This is a genomic window from Microcoleus sp. Pol7_A1, assembly GCF_036701085.1.
GTDB classification, from domain to species: Bacteria; Cyanobacteriota; Cyanobacteriia; order Cyanobacteriales; family Microcoleaceae; genus Microcoleus; species Microcoleus asticus.
Map to the genome: position 1 here is coordinate 10241 of NZ_JAUBQD010000101.1, position 4385 is coordinate 14625.

Consider the following 4385-nt stretch of genomic DNA (forward strand, 5'->3'; position numbering starts at 1 on the left):
GGTGAATGTCCTGTAAAACCTGCTCAATGTGACTGTAAAAGCCATCCTGAATATTATCAGAAAACCTCTGGTGAATGTCCTATTGTAAAATGCGCTGAATGTGACTGTAAAAGCCATCCTGAATATTATCAGAAAACCTCTGGTGAATGTCCTATTGTAAAATTCACTGAATGTGACTCTAAATGCTTTGCTAAATATGTTTCGGAAAACCCTAGTGAATATGACAGTAAAAACCCTGCTAAGTGTGATTGTGAAACAACCGCAAAATGTAGCCCAATAAACTTTACTGAATGTCACTTTAAAAAACCTACTGAATCTCACCCTATAGAGCGATATCGACCGCGCATTATGGTTGTAGAAGACTCACAAAAAGTTACAGGAAATTGGTCTTGTCGCAACCTTGAAACCCAACTGCAAAAACGCTTTCCTCATCAGCGAATTCTCAGGATTGATAGCGAATCAGTATCAGATCCAAATCATCCCGCTTACGGTTGCATTGACCAACTAAATACGCTCATACAAAACTATGATATCATCATCGCTAGTCCCACAATTGGCACAGGAGTTAGCATTGACCTTCGCCATCATTTTACAGCGGTTTTCGGCATTTTTAAAGGAGCAATTGCTGTCAATGACGCTTTGCAAGCACTAGCGCGAGTTCGAGATGAAACAGTGCCTTGGTTTGTCTGGACTGCGCCCTTTGGTGTGGGCAAAATTGGCAATGGCAGTTCGAGTTACCAAGCAATTCTCAAATCTCAAAAAAAAGTCATCACAACCAATCTCAAATTGTTGCAAGGCGTGGATTTTGACATTGATGAAGCTTACGACCCAATTCACTTGCGGACTTGGGCTAAAATGGGGGCGAGAATTAATGCTGGGATGTGGAACTACAGGGAGGCAATTTGGGAAGCTTTAAAAGCTGAAGGGCATTCTGTGGAGCTATGTCGAGAGAATCAATTACAACAAGAACTCAAAGTTTTGCTGTTACGACAGCTTGCAGCAAACAATGCTCAAAATTGGGATTTATTGGAAGAACTAGAGTCGCAAGACCGCAAATTAAAGTCAGAGTTAGATAGCCGGGAAACGGTAGCAGCTTGCATCCGTGCAGAAGCGACATCTATTAAAGAAGAGAATAAAATGTTAGAAGCGCAGGCTGTTAATAATGCTTCTGACATTACTCTTTCTAAATACTTAGAATTGAAGGACAAACGGGCTAAGACTCGTGATGAACTAAACCAGCAGCGCAAGTATCAATTACAAGAGACTTATGGAGTGCCCATCACGCCTGAACTTAAGTTGAAGGATGATGCTGGCTGGCTGCCTCAAATTCGCTTACATTACTATTTAATTTATGACCCGGAGTTGGTCAGATTTCGAGATAAAAATCACTTGGCGGGGCATCTGGAAAGGGGGCAAGGAAAGGTGTGTCCTCAAGATTTGCGTTTGCTGACGGCAAGTGTGGAAGCTTTGAAGGCGTTGGGAATAAAGTCGTTGTTTAATGTTAATCGAGAGTACCGAGGGACTGACGCGGATGTGATAGCTTTTGCGGAACAAGTGAAGCAATGCAGTGTTGATATTAAGGATTTTCTGGGTATTAGTGTCAGTCCTCAGATGACACCGATGGAGGTGGTGCAGTATATTTTAAGGGGTAAGCTGGGCTTTACTTTGCGGCGGGTTCGCCAAGAAAGGTCGGAGGAACGAGATGCTAAAGGTCGGCCCAAACGCATTAGAGTTTACCAGTTTGAGTTTCCCCAGGATGGCAGGGAGGCGATTTTTGAGGTTTGGCAGCAGCGGGATAAAGAGGCAGTTTCTTTGGCGGAAGGTGCACGAGAGTGTTTAGAAGGGGTTTCTAGTGGCACAGGGTTGGATAATAGTATAGAGATGTCAGGGGGTGTGTTTTCTCAGGATTTGCCTCAACAAAATAATGAGGTGGGAACTGCTTGCACAGGGTCGGATAATAATATAGGGATATCTGAGGTTGTGCCCCCTCTTGGTTTATCTCAACAAAATAATGAGGTGGGAACTGTTGGCACAGGGTCGGATAATAATATAGAGATATCTGAGGGTGTGTCGCCTCTGGATGAGGAATGGGCTCACACTACTCAAGTGTTCGGAGTGGAAGCTGCACCTGGCGAGACATTAACAACTGAAGAGATGGGAGTTGCAGCTTCATATCAGGCGATAGAACCCGAAAATCACGCTATTCCCACTTATGAGGCAAAAGTACCCCAAATAGCACCGTCAGAGCTGAAAGTTGGCTCGGTGGTGAGGTTCTGCGGTGAAGTTCAGAAATATGTCGTTAGAGCTGTTGCAGGGGCTCAGGTAATGGTGAAATCTCTGTTTTCGGGGCAATTCGTCAACACTTATGCACACCGCTTAGAGCTTGCAGAAGGGCGGACAGGATGAGTTATTTATGGCGAGCGCACACTCCGGCGGACAAGAAAGTTGAACGGCTTATTACACAAGGGTTTGACTTAATAGTCTGTGGAGGAAAATTGGGTGGGGACTGCGCGAGCTCCGCTCACTTGCTAGTTTTAATAATTTAGCTTTTTACTAAAATGCTAATTTTAGCTCTTTATCTTTTAATTAAATTAGTCAATATATAAATTACTAAAATAATTAAATTAGCTTTTTAGTAATTTAGATATTGACTAATTTCGTTTTTTAGATGACGATATATATAGAAAACCCCATCCGATGTCCCTAAAGCCATGATCGCAGTCGCCATCGCGTCCCTGTCCGGGGGGCAGGGCAAGACAACCGCATCTCTATTCCTGAGCCGCCTCCTAGCCAGCCGGGGCTATCCCACACTGGCTATCGACGCCGACCCCCAACACAACCTGACCACCTACCTGGGGCTAGAACTGCAACCCAACCAGCCCACCTTGCTGGAAGTTCTCAAAAAATCCGTGCCCATCGAAGACGGCATCTATCCAGTCGAAGGTAGCGACAACTTGTTTCTAATTCCCTCCGACGACGGGCTTGACGCCGCCGCCGACTACCTATCCAGCAGCGGCGTCGGCGCCACCCTGTTGCTGCGCCGCCTCGAACCAGTTGCCGAAGCCTTTAAATTTTGTATCATTGACGCACCCCCGCAGCGCTCGCAGATTTGCCTAACCGCAATCGGTGCCGCCGACACCGTAATCGTACCCGCCGAAGCCTCCGTCAAAGGCTACGGTTCCCTAGTGCGGACACTCGACTTGCTCAACTCCATGAGAGATGTCAAAGCAACCAACGCTACCGTACTAGGAGTGCTGCCCTTCCGCGACCGCTGGATAGGCAACACTCAAACCCTAGAGAGCCGCCTAGCCGTAGAAGGAATGAAAGACGAAGTTGAAAACGAATTAATTCTCCCTTCAATCCGAGAATCCGAACAGTACAAAAAAGCCATTAACAAACGCCAAACTCTCAGCGAATTAGGACATCCCGACTTAGAATATCCCTTTGAAATTCTGCTCGCCAAAATCGAGTCTCTTTTACAACAAAAAGTACAATGAGTGACAGCATCCTCGACCAAATTCGCTCCAACCGCAAGCGAACAGTTGTTCCAAGCCGAGAAGATACTTTAATCGCCCCCAAACAGGAGAGCGAACAAATAGCTCAACGTTCAACTCCGGCGAACGAAACTTCAAACGAAACTTCAAACAAAACTTCGGCTAACGAAACTTCAACGAACGAAACTTCAACGAACGCAACTTCAAACGAAACCACTAATCCCAATTCAACATTAGAAGAGTTAAAAGCAGAACTCGCGAAACTTCCGCCAACTCGTCGCCATTCGGCCGTTGTTTTAGATGCAGAAATAGATGCTAACTTGACAAGATTTTGCAAAGAAAAAGGAGTGACCGTAGAAGTATTTTTAGAAGCTGCCTGGCTGCAAGCAGAAGCTTCATCCGAGCTGATGGAAAAAATCTTAGTAGAAGCCAAGTGCCGCTACGATTCCAGAAAACTTGCTGGGAAGTTGAGGCGGCTGATTACAATGCTATCTGGGCGCTGATAGGGAGATGCTACTGCCATTAAACAGTTAACAGTTGATAGTTGATAGTTGATAGTTGTCCACACTGTTAAAAGAACGAGTGGAAAGGCACGCAATCAAAAAGGCCATGAGTGGTTTAATTACTGCGATGAAATAACGGACATTTCTCGCAAGTTATTTAACACGGCGCTGAAGTTTGAGGATTTGTGCGAAGTGAGGATTGTCCCCAAAACGGGATGTTATGTTGTTGAAGTAGTTTACTCTGAACCTGACAACAGCCAATTCTTCTGTAGCTTAAACCCAGAATTAGCGGAGGCTATTGATAAAGGAACTATAGCGATCGCAAATCATTCATAAATCGATCGAGGGTTCGATCGAGCAGTAGTTTCATGAGAATGTTGGCTCAAAA

At 45.2% G+C, this 4385-nt stretch carries 4 protein-coding genes; all 4 read left to right on the forward strand.

The genetic code is table 11. The features are described from left to right. Nucleotides 1-348: 348 nt before the first annotated feature. The 4 genes from QUA20_RS30140 (at nt 349) to QUA20_RS30155 (ending at nt 4333) form a co-directional block, all read left to right on the forward strand. The gene (locus QUA20_RS30140) at nt 349-2406 is read left to right on the forward strand and encodes a plasmid replication protein, CyRepA1 family (protein ID WP_333193967.1); all 2058 of its coding nucleotides are present in this window, start codon (nt 349-351) and stop codon (nt 2404-2406) included. A 305-nt stretch (nt 2407-2711) separates the two neighbouring features. After that, nucleotides 2712-3497, forward strand: coding sequence for a ParA family protein (locus tag QUA20_RS30145; protein ID WP_106331468.1), 786 nt, complete (start codon nt 2712-2714; stop codon nt 3495-3497). Then, complete coding sequence (locus QUA20_RS30150; protein ID WP_333193969.1) at nt 3494-3997, forward strand: hypothetical protein; 504 nt, start codon at nt 3494-3496, stop codon at nt 3995-3997. The genes QUA20_RS30145 and QUA20_RS30150 overlap by 4 nt, the downstream gene beginning before the upstream one ends. Nucleotides 3998-4045: 48 nt before the next feature. Beyond that, nucleotides 4046-4333 carry a hypothetical protein gene (locus QUA20_RS30155; protein ID WP_333193971.1) on the forward strand — a complete coding sequence of 96 codons (288 nt, stop codon included), beginning with the start codon at nt 4046-4048 and terminating at the stop codon, nt 4331-4333. Nucleotides 4334-4385 lie beyond the last annotated feature (52 nt).

Excerpts from the sequence above, each read along its gene's own strand:
- QUA20_RS30140 (WP_333193967.1), top strand. The coding sequence starts at position 349 with ATGGTTGTAGAAGACTCACAAAAAGTTACAGGAAATTGGTCTTGTCGC.
- QUA20_RS30145 (WP_106331468.1), top strand. The coding sequence starts at position 2,712 with ATGATCGCAGTCGCCATCGCGTCCCTGTCCGGGGGGCAGGGCAAGACA.
- QUA20_RS30150 (WP_333193969.1), top strand. The coding sequence starts at position 3,494 with ATGAGTGACAGCATCCTCGACCAAATTCGCTCCAACCGCAAGCGAACA.